Here is a 15871-nt window from a genome sequence, read left to right on the forward strand (position 1 = left end):
AGGCCCGCACCGGGTCCTTAGGCTGATGACCTTGAATAGCACTCGAGGTCATCCGCCATGCCTGTCACACCTGACGCTGTGATCACACTCAACCTTCCCGACTGGCTGCGCAGCACCGCCTGGCCGCGCGCCCAGCGTCTGCAAGGCGCGTCGATGGCGGCACTGACGACCTTCCATCGGCTGGCCGGCACGCCTCAAGCACCGCTCAAACGTGCCAACGCGCACGCCTGGCGTGCGCAGAACAGCGTCGATAAACGTCTGGACGCAGTGCTCGACCTGCACGCCTTCGCCGAACCCTTGCTCACCCATGCACTGAAGCAACGCTACGCGCTGCACCTCGACGTCAAGGCCATCTACCTGTTCTTGCACAGCGAAAAAGGCACCTGGCTCAAGGGCACGACCAGCCGCAGCGTGTCCCTGCTGGACGCCGCGCTGCACAACTTCGCCAGGAGCGAGGTGTTCAGTACCGATTCCAGCTACATCACCCGGCCTGATGCGCGCGGGCACTTCATGATCACGCCGATGAAAGACCGCATGAGCATCGCGCAGTTCGTGACGCTGTGCCGCGAGCTGGACCTGGGCGCGCAGTACCAGCGGCATCTGCAGCGTTACCTGCAGCCGCCTGCAAAGGCAGACAAGGACGCCTTGCAAACTGAGGTCATCGCCAGCCAGAAAGCCGCCTTGAACGCGGCGGCGCACCTGGCGCTGCATACCGGTGAGCTCGACGCGGCGACCTTTCACCTGGTGCAGCGCGCCGTAGCCGGCGAGCGCGGCGTGATGCAGTTTTATCAACTGCGCATACAGGACACGCAACTGACCGGCATCCTGCTGATTGCGCCTGATCTGCTTGCAGCCACGACCCTCGTCCCCATCGTGATGTACATCCCCCACGAGCTGAAAACCCCGATAAAGCAGTACGTCAGCACCGTCGCGCTGATGGATGACTTGCAAGCGAGGCTGAAGGATACGGGCTACCCAGCGTTCTTCAGCCAGTTCGTCGATCAGCAGCAGCGCGGGCGTTTTTTCAGTGCGCTGCAACAGCGCCCGCGTTTTGAGGCAACCCTCATCAATGGCGATTTGTGGCAGCACCGCTACCAATCGATGTTGAATAAAATACTCAACGACGGCCGCGAACTGGCGGTGGCTACCGCCTACGCCGACAGCCGTGCTCGTTGGAGTTGGTGGGACAATTTCAGTCAATTGCTCGAAGAAGTATTCAATGCGGCGCTGCTGGTGATCACGCCGTTCGTGCCGTTGCTGGGCGAGCTGACACTGGCCTATACCGCCTATCAATTGCTCGATGAAGTGGTCGAAGGTGTGGTGGACCTCACCGAGGGCCAGGCCCGCGAAGCCGCCGGCCATCTGATCGGCGTGGTCAGCCAGGTGGTGCAACTGGGTGCCTTTGGCGTGGCCGGACACTTTGCACAGTCGGCCTTCGTCAATCAGCTCAAGCCGATCAGCTTCAACGGCAAAACGCAGTTGTGGAACCCTGATCCAAAGCCCTACGCGCAACCGCGACTGGACCTGCCCGCCGACTTGACGCCGGATGAGCGCGGCCTACTCCAGCACAATGACCGCAGCTTGTTGCCGGTGGATGGCCAACACTATGCCGTCGCCCTGGATGCGCCTGAGGCCACCTACCGGGTCCAGCACGCCAGCCGCCCGGACGCCTATGCGCCGCCCCTGCAGTACCTCGACCAGCCGCAAGCCTGGAGTGAACAACAACTGTGGCGCCAACTGGGGCCGTTCAGCGACGAGCAACAGGCGCACATCCGCAGCATCAGCGGTGTCGACCATGGCGTATTGCGCGCCGTGCAATCAGAGCACCTGCGCGCACCGTTGTTGGACGACACCGTCAAACGCGTGCGCCTGAGCCAGGACACCCGCGACATGGTGCAGCGCTTGCGTGAGGGCAAACCGGTGGACCAGGACACTTACTGGAGCCCGCACCTGGCCCGTGAGCTGCAGGGTTGGCCGGCCGATGTGGCGATCGACGTGTATGAAAACGCAGACCTCAGCGGCGCTTGCTTACGCTTCGGTGAGCCGGACGCCGGCGAGGTACTTGCCATCAGCCAGGAGGCCCTTAACCAAGGCACGTTGCCGGAGCGCCTGCTAGACGTGCTCGACGACACACAACTGAGCGCGCTGCTCGGCGAGTTGCCGGACCAGCGCCCGGCGCGCATCCAGGCACTGCGTGAGCGCCTCGCCGACAACCTCGAGCGCCGTCATGGTGCGGTGTTCGACTACCTGTATCGCAACAGCGAAGAGCTGCACGATGAAACCGCGTTGCGGGTGCGTCAAGCCATGCCGGACCTGCCCAAAAGCCTGTTGCAAAGTGTGCTCGACCACGCCCGCCCGGCGGAGTTGAGGCGCCTGCGCGAAGAACAACGCCTGCCTCTGCGCTTGAAAAATCTCGCCCGCGAATGGCAGTGGCAGGCACGCGCCGCCCATGCCTTTCAGGGCTTGCACGAACCCGAACTGTTCGGCGCCGATGCCGAACAGATGAGCCTCAATACCCTGCGCGTCAACAGCGATGCGCTGGGTGATTGTCGAATCGAAGTGCGCCAGCAACACCTGCAGGGCACTCTGCGCGCGAGTGCCGGGCCGCAGGGTGCACGCCGCACGCGGGTGCTGGTCGCGCACGATGGCGGTTATCAGCTGTACGACGAGCGTCAGCACGCGTTGCAACACATGGATGATTTTTTTGACGCGCTGCTACTGGCGTTGCCCGTCGACACAAGCGCCGCCCTGAAGCTCAATGAGGGGACGACGCTCAAGCGCTGGCTGATGGACCGCATTCAAACGCCGCAGCAACGGCGCAGCCTGTTTGAACCGGCCGGTAAGCCCGCGAACGCGCCCAGGGATGCGCTGGTGCTGACGCAAAAACCGATGCACCGGATGGGTCAATGGATGTGCGAGCTGTTTCCCACGTCGTTGAGGGATCGGGTCAAGGCGCTCTACCCTTTTGCGCCGCAGATCGTGATCGAGACTTATCTGCTGGGCCTCGATGACTCGGTGCAACGCGATCTTTTCGAGGCGCGAGCGCTGGAAAAATCCCGCCTGGAGGAAGACCTGAATAATTGGCTGGACGCCGCGCCGGCGCTGGAACACCCGCACATGGGCCGCATAAAGCAAGAATTGGCCACGGCGCTGCTGCGCACCTGGGAACAGAACATTGACCCCGACCCGGACGGTTTCGGCTTGACCCTCAATGGGGTTGAGCTGTCAGGGCTGCTGAGCGACCTGCGCCTGCGTACCCGCTTTGAACATATCTTGCAGCTGGATTTGATCGACGCCGAACTGACCGACAGCGATACGCACTTTCTCAGCGTGTTTCCACGGCTGCACAACCTGGACCTTTCCGGCAATGGATTGACGCGCTTGCCTGATGCGCTGACCGGAATGCGCAGCCTGACAACCCTGAACCTGGATCGCACGCCGATTCAGTGGGAGGCGCACGGTCTGGCCAAGCTCAGCGGCATGCGGCGTCTGCGGCGCTTGTCCCTGGCGGACAACCGCAACCTGACTGTAGCGCCAAACCTTTCCCAACTGCCTGACCTGCGCTGGCTGTGCCTGCGCAACACGGCGATCAGCGAATGGCCGCAAGGGCTGTTTCCAAGGCGGAGCCCGGCGCATTTTTTTCTCGATATACAACACACGGCGATTATCGACGTGCCGGCATTTCTGCCCTGGCAGCCCGAGGCCGAACTGGTGGCGCGGGTGCGCCTGGATCGCAACCACCTGACCACTGACGCCGAGAAACGACTGGTGAGCTACCGGATCGAGGCAGGGCTGGACCCGTTCCGCCTCTATCCGCCGAAAGGCGACGCGGCTTATTGGCTTGAACTCGAAACGCCTGAACACAGCCCCTGGCTGCGGCAACTGTGGCAGGAACTTGAAGAGGAACACGGCTCGCAGGGGTTCTTTGAGGTGATCAAGAGCCTTGAACCGTCGGCGTATTTCGAGGACCCCAACGATGAAGCGATGTTTGCACAGGGTCGCCGCGAACTGACCGCAAAGGTCTGGCGCATGCTGTTGGCGATGCAAGGCGATGAGGCGCTGCGCTTGCGACTGTTTCTCATGGCCAGCAACCCGTTGACCTGCGCCGATGCCGGCGCACATGTGTTCAATGCCATGGGCTACGAGGTGCTGCTCGTCGAGATCAACCGTGATCTGCTCGGCCTCGATCGGGACTTGAAACTGTCCCACCTGGCCAGGGATAAAACACGCCTGGATCGCCTGAACAAAGTGGCGCAAGCCGCTATCCGCTTGCGCATCACTGCGCCCGAGGAAGGCGGACACGGGTTGCGCTTTACCACTGACGTTATCGACGGTGTGCCGGGAACGGTGGATGAGGTGGAGGTTTACCTGGCCTACCACACCGGGCTCAAACGACGCCTCGACTTGCCCTGGATCGCCGAGCACATGACCTACCGCATGACAGCGCAGGTGGATGAACCCAGCCTTGAAACGGCGTACAACCAGGTGATCGCTCAAGAGGCCGGGGACGGACTGGCGGCGGGCATGCTCGATCAGCCGTTCTGGGTTGAGTATTTGCATGCCCGGCATGCCGAGCAATTCGCCGCTAGCCTGGACCGCGGCTATGAGTTGATCGGCCCACTGGACGAACTGCGAGACGCGCAAGATCAATGGGCTAAAGGCCAATCGCGGCCCCCTGAAGAGCAACCCACGCTCAAGCAACACCTGCTGACGTTGGCGGATGCGCTGAACGTGCCCCACGACGTGGTCCTCACGGGCAAGCCAATGACCACCGAAACGTACGAACGTCTGCTCGCAGGCGGCTTCACGGATGACCAAATCAGTGAAACCGCCCTTGCCCACCAACTGACCCGCAACGCCTTACATCGCCTGAACGACTACGAAAGCGGCCGGGGCACGCCACAGCAAGCGCACTAACTATTGAGCGCCGTGGCGAGCGGGCGCGCCCGCGTGACACAACAGGCCCGCTCGCCACGGGAAACGCTAGGCCTGCGAATCCCACACCACGGTGACTACGCCGCTGTAGGTACTCCCGGCCTGTTCAAGCATTTCGGCCACGGCGTCGGCCTTGACTTCAAAGTGCAAAGTGCTGGGTTTGCGGTTGATGTAGTTTATCGGCTGGAACAGTTCGGTACCGCTGCCGTCCAGGCGCAGGGGCAAGCGGTTGACCGGGCGCCCGGCAGCGTCGACAAGGCCATGCGGCAAACTGACGGCGACGTCCAGCGGTACCTGATGACCGGCAGCGTTACGCAGGCTGCAGCTGTTGCCCATGGGTTCCGGGCATTCCAGGGTCATCTTGAATTGCGAGCTGGCCCACAGGTTGACGGTCTGGTCGCGGAACAGCCGGCTGGGCCTACGGCCGTTCTGCAGCCAGGCTTGCCAGCCGCCCTGGGGTTCAAGCTGGATGCGGTTGCCACCAGGGGGGACTTCGGCTTTGAGGTGGTGATCCACATCCAGGGTGAAGTTGAAGGTCAGCACGTTGTCGGTGGGGATCATGATGTCGCCGAAGTCAAAATCCGCACCGGGCCCGATGGTGTAGGTCGTGCTGCCAACGTATTGGCCGGCATCCATTTGCAAGGGGTTGGGGGTTTTCAATTCGTACGAATACTCGAACGTTTCGTAAAACAGGGTTGAAATGTCCTTGGCCGCAGGCACAGCGCACGCTCCGATGCCAACGGGTGTGATCCACGACCACAACAAAAAGAGATCGTTGCCAATCGCGTAGTCCGTGGACACGCAAGGACTTCGGGCGATTTTCCATCCAAGAGTGCCATAAAGCCAAAGCCACCGGTCAGCAACGGGCAACACGTACTTACCCCCAATGCCAGCAATTCTGACCTGCAGCGTTTCGGTTTTTGCTGTCACCGTATTGGTCACCTGCAGGTCACGCCATTCGGTGGGCACCTTGAACATCGCGCCTTTGCGCGGGTCTGTGTGATTGCCCAGGATTGGGCCACTGGAGTTGAACTGAATCGCCGTGGTCCGAATACTGAAGATACCTAATTGCTTGCAACGCTCTGGCATATGCCAAGGACAAATGCCACTTTCCGGCGTGGTGTTTTTAAACCGATTGATCATCGGATTAGACGGGTCAGGGCGAAACTCAGCCGTCATTTCCTGCACGAGCGCCTGGGCATGCGCCGTCCACAAAAAAAATGCGAGCATCGCAATCCAGCGCCCATTCAATACATTCATCAATAAATCTCCAGTCGATCAGGGCGCAATTGCATCGAACACCATGTGCACGGTGCCGTAGTAATGGCCGGGCCGGTAATCGTCGTCCGGTTTGATGGCGGCGATTTCCAGGCTCACGCGTGTGCCGGGCCGCGCTTGGGCTGTGGACACCACCTCGGTCTGGTTCAACCCCAATTCCACCTCATTGAAGGTCACGCGCAGGTCAACGCGCTCGGTGCCGTTGGACAGGTACGCCTCCTGGTCCAGCCGCGCACCAATGGCCCCAGCGATATTTTTCACATCGAACGGCGCGCGCAAGGTGGCCAACTGGGAACTCACCGGGTTGTAGACCAGTTTCTGGTCGCGCTGCACCAGTTGCGGGTCGACCGGCAGCACATAAAAGTCGGCCGTCGGAATGGTCACAGACACTTCAAACGTCTCGCGCTCAACGGCGGCGTGAATCCGCGACCCCGTCATCCCAAGGACGATGACTAACATGGCCAGGGCCAGGAGCTTGTACATAGGTTTACCCCTTGACCTCGATTTTTCTGGTCTCGTCGCCTTCGATCAGGCTAAAGCGGTATTCGCGACCCGGTTGCTTGTCGAAGCCATACGAACGCCCGGCACGGATGTGGTGACGCAGGGTCGGCCGGCACTCTTGCGGGGACTCGGCCGAGCAGTCCTTGAACTCGTCGATCACCACCACACTGTTGCCGTTGTTGCTTAGGGTGTATCGCGTGGCGTTGTCCTGGATCGCCGTGTCGAACCGGGTGACCTTGGGCCGTACGAAAAACACCGTGCCGTAGCCGGCCAAAACCCTGACACCCGCCGCGAGGCTTTGCTGATACTCGTCGCGCTCTTCATCGGTAACGGCAAAGTCATCGTCGGACTGCGGCACCACCGGCACGAAGCGCACGCGGAAATAGCGCTCCTTGTCGCGGTTGCCCATGAACAGCAAGCGCGTGCCCTGTGTGCCGTTGGCCGGCACGATCAAGCGCGCAGGGCTCGCCATCAAGCCTTCGCGCGCAACGGCGCCCACCTGGTTTTGCAGCGGCACTTCGCGGTAGCTACCGTCGTCGTTATAGATCATCTCAAGGATATTGACCTTGACGAACGCGGTGGATGTACCGCCGTTAAACACACGTTTCATGTAGGTACTTCTATCGCCGTCGAGGTAGTCGTACACCACCCCCACATTGATCTGCGGGCCGGCCAGGGCCGCAAGGGAAAACAGCGATAAGGCGTATAGCATCAACACACGTTTCATTTACTCAACCTCAGGTTTATCGCGAGAAGACGGTTGTCTAGGACCGTTTCAGGCCGTTGCATAAAAAGGTGATCAGCCCGCAGCTCGGTCAGTCAGGGCGATATCAGCCAACGTATCCGGCGTGCACCGCAAATCCCCGATCATCAGCACATCGCTTTCCTGACGCGCCTTGCTCGGGTCGAGCCTGAACTGGCACCGCAACTGGTTGGCGTAGCGCACTTCCAGGGTCGGCGCGCCGGCGTTCATTTCCATTGAGAAGAAGCCGTCCACTTCGCTGACCGCGCGGCTGGCGTGGTTGATCACGTGGTGGCCCTTGAGGGGGGAGCCCTGCCCGTCAACCAGGCGGCCCAACACCGTGACGGTGCGCATCACGCTGATCTTGCGGTACTCCACGCCGCCTTTGTTCAGGTGGTATTGGGTACGCGCCGGCTGGATATTGGCGGCCGGTGGATGGTTGCCGTCAAAGTCGAACGCGAGGGTGCTGCTCTTGTAAGCGCTGATCGGCACAAAGTTGCGCCCTGGCCGCAGGCGTGAACTGCCGCCGGTCAAGTCATCGGCGCGCAGGGTGATGTCTTCGAGGTCGGTTTCCACGTCGACGATCATGCCTGCGCCACCGCGTTGCTGTTGGCTGCTGAGCACGGCTTTGCTGCCGCCCACCGCGACCGTGCTGCTGAGGTTCAAGCCACCTGACAGGCGCCCGTTGAACGACGAGCGCTGCACGTAGGTGTCGCCATAGAGTTCGTCGCTCTGGAAGCTGGCGCGCCCCGACAAACCCACGCCATAGGTGTCGGCAATCGCGGTGCCGGAGACGCTTTGCAGCAGGTGATCGTCAAGGGTCTTGGTGTAGGTCAGCGAGCCGTTATTGTCGCGACCACCGTCACGCGCGGTACGCGAGCCGATGCTGGCGGACCACTGCTCGCCCGGCGAACCCAAGGCCACGCTGACGCTGAGGTCGACGCCGCGGTTGCGGTTGTCACCGGTGGCTGAGGTGGCGGGCCGGTCGAACAGCGACAAACGCCAGTTGGCATCGCTGCCCAGGAACGTGCCGCGTTGGGTCCAGCCCACGTCCACGCCCGTGCCTTCGATGTTGCCCTGGCTGTAGGACAGCCGCGAGTTGATCGAACTTTTGTTGCTGAGGCGATGGTTCAGGGACAGCGACGAGTTGCTGGTCTGGCCGATAAACACGTTGCGCTGTCGGATGCGCGTGCCGTCCGGCAGCAGCTCGTAGGTCAACTGCGGTTGTGGCTGAACACCACGCTGCCCTGGCCATAGCTGTAGAGGGTTTGCAGGTCGACGCCGGTGCCGTGGTCCTGGGTCTGGTAGACGTTGGCATACAGGCTGAGGCTGTTGGCGAGCGTCCAGTCGATGGACGTGCCGTACTGCATTTTTTCCCGCACCTTGCGCGTCGACAGGCCGAGAATCACCCGAGGATGCGCGAGGTAGTTAATCCCGGCGCCATAGGTCATGAAGCGACTCGACTGCTCGTCCCAGTTGCTCAGCAGTTTGGTTTCCTGGCCGATGAAGGTGTTGTAGCGCCAGCGTTCATCAGCGTTGCGCCAGTTGTTGGGCTTGTAGATCAACTCCTGGGTGGTGGCGGTGGTGAAACCGTCTTCGATCAGGCGCACCTCCACCTCGTAGATACCACCCGGCAAGGGCCGGGTGTCGAGGGTCTGCAAGCCGGCAGCGACGGGCTGGGTGTTGATCAACAGGCCGGCGCGGTAGATTTCCACCGATGCCTGGCGGCTGGCGGTGACGTACACCGGGTAGACGCTGGGCTTGGGGTTGTTGATGAGCAGGCTGTCGGAGCTGCCGTACATCACACCCACGGCGGTGTCGGGGTTGGCGCCGAATGAGCGAATCTGCCGCGTGAGCCCGTTGGAGCCAGGGGTGAAGTAGCCCAGGCGGACGAAATTGCCTTCCAGTTCGCGCTGGGTGTAAAGCTCGTGCATGGCGTGGTAGAGCGTGGTGTCCACCCCACCGACGCGGGACAACTGCAGGTTCATCGCCTGGCTCCAGTTGCCAATGCTGGAACTGGCCTCAAGGCCATAGCGGCCGCCGACTGACTCGTCCTGGCCACCGGTGAGGTTGAATTGGTTATTGAAAATCATGCCCAGGCTGCCGGCTGCCGGCTGATCGTAAAACTGCTTCACCTGCGCGTTGCGCTCGACGTTTTCCGTGAGGATCGAGACCAGCGAGTTTTCCAGGCTGTAGTGCACCGCCAACAATTGCGACGGGCAACTTTGTTCGCAGCCGCCCAAGGGCATGCCGTCTTTAAGGCGTTGCTCCCAAGTGGCACTGACAGCGGCAGACAGTTGACTGTCGCCCCGGTCAGTAAACTCAAGTAAGGTAATACGGTCATCGCGGCCCAATACAATCATGGCTTCGCCGAGAAACTGTTGATCGAGTTCTACGCGCACCGCCAGTGGCACATCGAAAAAGTGTTGCTCAAACTCTTCAGGCAGTCCCTTGGACTGTGATAACAAGCTACCCGGTGTTGTACCGGGAACTGTCGGTGCAGCCAGGGCATTGGCGCACAGCAATAACGCGAGCGCGCCCATCAGTGGCGTCATCGGAAACATGGACGGAATACTCGTCAGTACGGACAGTCGAAACTGTTAAACCAGGCCGGCGTTCGGGAAGGAAGCTGCCGGCCTGTCTATTCAAACCCCCGCAATCATCGCGTTCACGGGGTGAACCACAGGCTCACATCAACGCGGTACGGCGTCGAAGATCACGGTGTAGTTGGAAGTGTAGAGGCCGTTCTGAGTGTCCAGCGGTTTGGCCGGAGTGACGACCAGATCAGCTTGGGTGCCTGGGGTGGATTGAGGATCATCAACCACTTCCTGAGGGGTGGCCGTCAGGGTGACGCCGTTGAAGGTGTTGGTCAGCGCGATGTTGTCCGAGCCGTTGTATAACGCAGCCGCGGTCGGGCCGCCTTCGATGTAGGCGTGAACCGAACCGTCGGTGTTCTTGACATCGAAAGTTGCCCGCAGGGAACTCAGTTCACCGCTGACAGGGTTGTAGTTCATGGTTTCATCCTTACCAAAGTTAGGGTCACGCGGCTGAGCGTGAAACTGCTTGGTAGGGATATTGGCCGTGATGTTGATGGACGAACGCGCATCGTCGACCGCAAAAGCCGTGGTGGCGGACATGGCGACGGCGACGAGAGGTGCCGCTACGGCGAATTTCTTGAACATGCTGAATACCTGTCATCTAAAAAAAGGGTTCTTAGAGGCGTTGGAAGCGTTTAATTTTCCAACTAATTGCATTGCAAGTCGGGGACTTGTTCAACGCCAGGCAAGTATCCACAGCAATAAATACTAAGTAAGCCGTCTGATTCGCTTAGTTGCGTAGCCGAGTTACACCATGACACATAGGAAAATCATGGCATTTTGCCAAAACTTTAAAATTACCCGTAAGAAACAGACTACACGTGAATAAATGATAATAATTTATTGCGGATCAGTTCCGTAAGACTAGTATTACAACAACTAAAAAACAACAGCCTTTACGCGTCCCCACCCACTTTCTATTTAGTCGAGTCGTCCTGCTATTACATGTTTCAAGTAGCGGTGAGCTGAAGAACGCTGGGACGCAGGTGTGGCTGACCGTCCGTCTGGAGCCCTTGCCACGACCATAAGATATATCTTACGTTATATCTAGACACACACAGAGGCTCCTACCATGCGAGACCATCCTCACCAACGTGACGGTTTTGACCCACGCGCCGGCCGCGGTCGTGGCCCTCGGGTATTTGCGCCCGGCGACTTGAAATTGCTGCTGCCGGCACTGATCGCCGAACAGCCGTGCCACGGTTATGACCTTATTCGCCAGATCGAAAGCCTGTTTGACGGCGCCTACACACCCAGCCCGGGTGTGATTTACCCGACCCTGACCTTTCTGGAAGAAAGCGATTTGATCCAGGGCGACGCCGATGGCGGAAAAAAGCGCTACACAATCACCGACGCCGGTCGTCTCTTCTTAAGCGAGCAAGCGGTTGCCCTGGACGGCGTGCGTATGCGCATCGACGTCAGCAAGCGTTCACTGCGTGGCCATGACCGCCCGCCGGAAATCCACGAGGCGGTGCACAACCTGCGTCATGCCTTGCATTCGCACCACGGGCGCTGGAGCCCGGAAGAAATCGTTCGTGTCGCGGCGCTGCTCAATCGCACCGCCCAAGCCATTGCCGACGGGAAAGACCAATGAATACGCAAGTCATCCACCGCGTTACCCACGACATCAAACGCCGTCGCCTGGACGTATTGCGGGTGGTCGATATCACCCCACGCATGCGCCGTGTCACCCTCGGCGGCCCTGAACTGGCGGGTTTTGTGAGCCTGGGCAGCGACGATCACATCAAGCTGCTGTTCCCGCAGAACGCCGCTGAACAGGCCGCGCTGGAAAGCCCGGGCTTCAGCATCAAGGGTGATGGCCCGCAACCGGCCATGCGCGACTACACGCCACGGCGTTTCGACCTGAGTATTGGCGAGCTGGATATCGACTTCGTGCTGCACGGCGATGGCCCTGCCTCCACCTGGGCCGAGCAGGTGCAGGTCGGCCAACACCTGTACATCGGCGGGCCACGAGGCTCGATGATCGTGCCGGATATTTTCGACAGCTACCTGTTGATCGGCGATGAAACCGCGCTGCCTGCCATTGCGCGACGCCTGGAAGAACTGCCGGCGGGCCGCAAGGTGTTGGCCGTGATTGAGATCGCCAATGCGGCGGAGCAGCAAGCACTGCAAAGTGCCGCCGATGTGCAGGTGAAATGGGTGGTGCGTGGCCAGGACGATCTGCTCGACACCGTACAGAACCTGACGCTGCCGAGCGGTTCACTGTACAGCTTCGTGGCGACCGAAACCAAGCTGTCGCGCCGAGTACGGCGAGTGCTGCTGGACACGCACAAGGTCAATGAGGAATACCTCAAGGCCGCAGGCTACTGGCGCGCCGAGGGCAGTGAAGACAATTAAACCTGACGCGGTCAAAATGTGTGCGGGCTTGCTCGCGAATACGCTGGATCAGTTACAGATACATCCATTGACACACAGCATTCGCGAGCAAGCCCGCTCCTACCGTTTTACCGTGCTCGCTTTAGAAACCTGTCCAGGCCCACCACTGCCGACGCAATCAACACAAACCCCGCCAAAATCCCCCCGGCATTCGCAAACACCTGTGGATAACCCAACGTGCTCACGTCAATGAACGGGTACTGATACTGCCCGAGCAAATCCCCACGCAGCAGCGCATAGCCAAAATACACCAGCGGGTAAATCACCCACGCCGCAATGTGCCTGACGTGCAAGCTGCCCTTGGGCACATACCGCCACCAGTAGACAAAAAACAGCACCGGCATCACGTCGTGCAGCAACTCGTCAGCGATAAACTGGAAACCTTCGGGCTGCCACAAGTGCCGCAGCAACAGGTTATAGGCCAGGCCCACCACCACGATGCTCACGGCGATGCCGCTGCTGACCTTGGGCCCGAGGAAAAACCGCTTCGCTGCGCAATCGCGATTCACCCACGCATAGCTCAACACCACCACCGCCAGGGTGTTGGTGAGCACGGTAAAGAAGCTGAAAAAGTTGATCAACCCGCCCATCAGGCTGGCGCCGGACGCCCAGCGCGAATAGAAAATCAGGTATTGCTGGATCGCCAGCCCCGCCCAACCGGCCAGCGCCACTGCTGCTACGAACCGCTTCATGGGTTCAATCCAGCGGGCGTTTGGTGCGCATCAGTTTCACGTACAACCCTTCGACTTTCTCCCGCGCCCAAGGCGTCTTGCGCAAGAAGGTGAGGCTCGACTTGATGCTCGGGTCACTCTTGAAGCAGCGGATATCAATACGCTCGGCAAGGCCTTCCCATTCGTAGTGTTCCACCAGGGTGGTGAGGACGTGCTGCAGGGTCACGCCGTGGAGTGGGTCGTTACTTGTCGCGGTCATGCCAGGCCTATGAAAAATGTGTTCACGAAGGCGCACACCTTATCACCCCACCTGCTCGTTATAAAAAGTTCCGGCCTCCAACGAAAAGGAGATGTTATATTGTAACTATAAATCTCAAATCTTTTCGTCGTTTTTCCAAGGAATGTCCGATGCCCCTCTCTTCTTTGTGGCGCTTGACCCCACTCGCCGCCGCCCTGTTGATCTGCTCCGAAGCCCACGCCCTGGAGCTGCAACCCCAAGTCATTACCGGTAACCCGCTGGGCAGCGAACAGCTTGCTTCGCCGACCACCGTGCTGGAGGGCGATGAACTGACCCTGCAACAAAAAGGCAGCCTCGGTGAAACCCTGAACAAACAGCCGGGCGTGTCGTCTTCTTACTTCGGCCCGGGCGCGAGCCGGCCAATCATCCGTGGCCAGGATGGCGACCGTATCCGCGTCCTGCGCAATGGCGTGGGTGCGCTGGATGCCTCTTCGCTGTCCTACGACCACGCGGTGCCGCTGGACCCGGTTAACGTCGATCGCATTGAAATCGTGCGCGGCCCGGCGGCGTTGTTGTACGGCGGCAGCGCCATCGGCGGCGTGGTCAACACGTTCGACAACCGTATCCCCACCGAGGCCATCGAAGGCATCCACGGTGCCGGTGAATTGCGCTACGGCGGCGCCGACACTACGCGCAGCAGCGCTGGCAGGCTGGAAGCCGGTAACGGCGCCTTTGCCTTGCACCTGGACGCCAATGCGCGGGAATTCAATGACCTGAAAATCCCTGGCCAGGCGCGCAGCCGCCATGCCCCGGAAACCAATGATGCACCCGGCAAAAGCGGCCGCCTGGGCAACAGCGACGGCCGCCAGGACGGCGGCGCGGTGGGAGGGTCCTACACCTGGGATGACGGTTATGCCGGGCTGTCCTACAGCAACTACGACGCAAACTATGGCTCCCCGGCCGAGCAGGACGTACGTATCCGCATGCAGCAGGACCACTACGCGTTCGCGTCGGAGATCCGCAACCTGCAAGGCCCGTTTACCTCGGTAAAACTTGACGCGGGCTACACCGATTACGAACACCGTGAAATCGAAGGCGGCGAAACCGGCACGATCTTCAAGAACAAGGGGTATGAAGCGCGCGTCGAAGCCCGTCACCAGCCCATCGGCCCGTTCGACGGCGTGGTTGGCGCACAAGTGACCCGCAACGAGTTCTCGGCCCTCGGTGAAGAAGCCTTCGTGCCGCAGACCGACACCAACGCCGGCGCGCTGTTTATCCTCGAAGAAATGCAGGCCACCGAGCGCCTGAAACTCAGCCTCGGCGGGCGCCTGGAACACACCAGCGTCGACCCGGATGCCAAAGGCAACGCGCGCTTCGCCAGTGCAGACAAATCCAATGATTTCACCGCTGGTAGCCTGTCCTCCGGGGCGGTCTACACACTCACGCCAATCTGGTCCCTGGCCGCGACCCTGGGCTATACCGAACGCGCGCCGACCTTTTACGAGCTGTACGCCAACGGTGCCCATGTCGCCACCGGCACCTACGAGCTGGGCGATGCCGACCTGAAGAAAGAAAAAGCCGTGTCCAGCGACCTGGCCCTGCGCTTTGACAATGGCACCCACAAAGGCAGCTTTGGCGTGTTCTACAGCCGTTTCTCCAACTACATCGGCCTGCTGGGCAGCGGTCGCACACTGAACGATGAGGGTGAAGACGACGCGGGCGGTATTCCTGAGTACAAATACACCGGCGTGCGTGCACGGTTTGCCGGCTTCGAAGCCCAGGATCACTGGAAACTTGGCGAAAGTGCCTACGGTAAGTTCGCCCTGGAACTGTCGGGCGACTATACCCGCGCGGCCAACCTGGATACCGGTGAAGCCTTGCCGCGTATTGCGCCGCTACGCTTGAACAGCGGCTTATTGTGGGAGCTGGACCGCTGGCAGGCACGCATCGATGTTGAACATGCCGCCGGACAAGGCCGCGTGCCGGATAACGAGAGTGGCACCGATGGCTATACGACCTTGGGAGCGAGCGCGGGCTATCGCTTCAATCTCGGTGGCAGCCAATGGCTGGCGTTTGTGAACGGTGAAAACCTGACAAACCAAACCGTGCGCTACGCCAGCTCGATCCTGCGGGATATCGCACCCGCGCCGGGCAGAAGCGTGCAGTTCGGCGTTCGCACCACCTTCTAATGAGTACACACACTATTTGTAATGAGCGGGCTTGCCCCGCGCGAGGCCAGCTCGCTCATTACAAATATCCCGCCCTACCCAATGGTTTTTCAGCGACATTTAGTCACTGTTACCCAATTTGAAATAATGCATCTTGCGATTTGCGCTTTCTCTCGACGCGCACTCCCTTTATCCTTGCCCGCAATAATCTGAAACGTTTCACCTCCCGGTCGAACCCATCTTGCCGATTCATACCGCCCATCAAGACAGCGCTGTCTTACACGGACCTGCGCGTGGGAATAAATCGCCCGCCTGTGGATAACCGTGCTTATTCCCAGAAAACT

At 60.3% G+C, this 15871-nt stretch carries 10 protein-coding genes and 1 pseudogene; 4 read left to right on the forward strand and 7 right to left on the reverse strand.

All coding sequences use genetic code 11. The features are described from left to right. The first annotated feature begins 57 nt into the window (after positions 1–57). Positions 58–4917, forward strand: a complete 4860-nt coding sequence (locus AACY36_RS01105) for an NEL-type E3 ubiquitin ligase domain-containing protein (RefSeq protein ID WP_339496685.1) — start codon at positions 58–60, stop codon at positions 4915–4917. Positions 4918–4983: 66 nt separating this feature from the next. On the opposite strand, the gene AACY36_RS01110 is transcribed toward AACY36_RS01105, so the two are convergent. From AACY36_RS01110 to AACY36_RS01130, 5 genes and pseudogenes are all read right to left on the reverse strand, one after another. Beyond that, positions 4984–6195: a hypothetical protein gene (locus AACY36_RS01110; RefSeq protein WP_339417793.1), complete on the reverse strand. Its 1212-nt coding sequence runs from the start codon at positions 6193–6195 to the stop codon at positions 4984–4986. A gap of 18 nt (positions 6196–6213) precedes the next feature. Continuing rightward, positions 6214–6696, reverse strand: a complete 483-nt coding sequence (locus AACY36_RS01115; RefSeq protein ID WP_339417792.1) for a CS1 type fimbrial major subunit — start codon at positions 6694–6696, stop codon at positions 6214–6216. Between the two features lie 4 nt (positions 6697–6700). Next, positions 6701–7441: a molecular chaperone gene (locus AACY36_RS01120; RefSeq protein WP_339417790.1), complete on the reverse strand. Its 741-nt coding sequence runs from the start codon at positions 7439–7441 to the stop codon at positions 6701–6703. 72 nt (positions 7442–7513) lie between these two features. Beyond that, positions 7514–10020: pseudogene (locus tag AACY36_RS01125) on the reverse strand (CS1-pili formation C-terminal domain-containing protein). Positions 10021–10149: 129 nt separating this feature from the next. After that, positions 10150–10638, reverse strand: coding sequence for a CS1 type fimbrial major subunit (locus AACY36_RS01130; RefSeq protein WP_339435855.1), 489 nt, complete (start codon positions 10636–10638; stop codon positions 10150–10152). A 487-nt stretch (positions 10639–11125) separates the two neighbouring features. Between AACY36_RS01130 and AACY36_RS01135 the strand changes: the two genes are divergently transcribed. Next, the gene (locus AACY36_RS01135; RefSeq protein WP_049709805.1) at positions 11126–11647 is read left to right on the forward strand and encodes a PadR family transcriptional regulator; all 522 of its coding nucleotides are present in this window, start codon (positions 11126–11128) and stop codon (positions 11645–11647) included. Further along, a complete protein-coding gene (locus AACY36_RS01140; RefSeq protein ID WP_339417786.1) occupies positions 11644–12411 on the forward strand; it encodes a siderophore-interacting protein in 768 nt (255 codons plus the stop codon). The genes AACY36_RS01135 and AACY36_RS01140 overlap by 4 nt, the downstream gene beginning before the upstream one ends. Before the next feature lie 107 nt (positions 12412–12518). Here AACY36_RS01140 and AACY36_RS01145 read toward each other — a convergent pair whose 3' ends face one another. Next, the gene (locus AACY36_RS01145; protein ID WP_339417785.1) at positions 12519–13142 is read right to left on the reverse strand and encodes a Pr6Pr family membrane protein; all 624 of its coding nucleotides are present in this window, start codon (positions 13140–13142) and stop codon (positions 12519–12521) included. Between the two features lie 4 nt (positions 13143–13146). Continuing rightward, on the reverse strand, positions 13147–13380 hold the full coding sequence (locus AACY36_RS01150; protein WP_012722427.1) for a VF530 family protein: 234 nt from the start codon (positions 13378–13380) through the stop codon (positions 13147–13149). A gap of 149 nt (positions 13381–13529) precedes the next feature. Here AACY36_RS01150 and AACY36_RS01155 point away from each other — a divergent pair, with 149 nt between their 5' ends. Then, positions 13530–15548 carry a TonB-dependent receptor gene (locus AACY36_RS01155; RefSeq protein WP_339417784.1) on the forward strand — a complete coding sequence of 673 codons (2019 nt, stop codon included), beginning with the start codon at positions 13530–13532 and terminating at the stop codon, positions 15546–15548. The last annotated feature ends 323 nt before the right edge of the window (positions 15549–15871 follow it).

The sequence above is a fragment of the Pseudomonas sp. EA_15y_Pfl1_P101 genome (genome assembly GCF_963970835.1).
Lineage (GTDB): Bacteria > Pseudomonadota > Gammaproteobacteria > Pseudomonadales > Pseudomonadaceae > Aquipseudomonas > Aquipseudomonas tritici.